Origin of the sequence: Corallococcus llansteffanensis, from assembly GCF_003612055.1 — a bacterium.
GTDB lineage: Bacteria > Myxococcota > Myxococcia > Myxococcales > Myxococcaceae > Corallococcus > Corallococcus llansteffanensis.
This window is the reverse complement of sequence record NZ_RAWB01001064.1, coordinates 1-1109: the sequence shown is the minus strand read 5'-3', so window position 1 is coordinate 1109 and position 1109 is coordinate 1. Positions and strand designations below refer to the sequence as shown.

1 protein-coding gene is annotated in these 1109 nt (G+C 70.2%); it reads left to right on the top strand.

Annotated features, from left to right (window positions below; translation table 11 throughout):
* Positions 1-125 precede the first annotated feature (125 nt).
* Positions 126-986 carry an AraC family transcriptional regulator gene (locus tag D7V93_RS43350; protein WP_120648704.1) on the top strand — a complete coding sequence of 287 codons (861 nt, stop codon included), beginning with the start codon at positions 126-128 and terminating at the stop codon, positions 984-986.
* The last annotated feature ends 123 nt before the right edge of the window (positions 987-1109 follow it).

The window sequence follows — 1109 nt, the reverse complement described above, 5'->3', positions numbered from 1 at the left end:
GGGTGCATGGGGGCTCATCCGTCCTGCCGTCATCGACGCGTCTCGCGCCATCACCGTAGCAGGAACCCCCGCGTCCTCGGGGTGTCGGTGTTCTTCCACCGGGGGCTGTGCCATGGAGTCCGCGCATGCCTCGCCGCCAGACCACGGAAGCCGACTACCAGCGACGATTGCTCCAGGCGCAGCAACTGTTGCAGGAACACCTGGACGCGCCCATCGAGCCCGCCACCCTGGCACGGGCGGCGTCCTTCTCGTTGCACCACTTCCATCGCATCTTCCGCGCGCAGATGGGCGAGACGGTCATGGAGCACGTGCGCCGCCTGCGCTTGGAGCGGGCCGCGCGCAGGCTTCGTGCCGGGGGGGACGTGCGCCTGCTCGACCTCGCGCTCGAGGCCGGCTACGAGTCCCATGAGGCCTTCACGCGCGCGTTCATCTCGCGCTTCGGCGTGCCTCCGTCCGGGTTCCGCGAGCAGCCCTCGTCGCGAGTGCTCGCGTGGCGTCAGGCCCACGCTGACGCGACCGGGGTGGACGTCCAGGTGCGCAGCCATCCCGCGATCCGCGTGGCCTTCATGCGCCACCGGGGCAGCTACGCGGACGTCGGGGGGCTGTGGCAGCGGATGCTGGCGTGGGCCGGGACCCAGGGGCTGCTCGGCCGGGAGCCCGTCCTCTATGGCGTGTGCCCGGACGATCCCGAGGTCACCGCGGAGCCGCTGCTGCGCTTCGACGCCTGTGTCGTCGTCGGTGATGGCTTCACCGCCACCGACGAGGTCGGCGTCATGGAGCTCCCCGGAGGCACCTACGCGGCCGGGTTGCACCGCGGCGACTACGGACGGCTCGCGGAGACGTACCTGGAGGTCATCGGGCGGTGGTTTCCCACGAGTGGGTATGAACCGGCTCCGGACGCTGTCATCGAGCACTACCTCAACGACCCCTCCTGCACCCCGGTGGACCGGCTGCTCACCGAGGTGCGCGTCCGCATCGCGGACTAGAGCGCCGATCAGGTTTCCGCCCGAGGAAAGTCGAATACTTGCGCGAGCGATCGACGCGGGCTGTCACCGCGTGCATAGGTCGCCACCTCACGGAGGTGGCGCATGGAACGCTGGAAGCCGGCT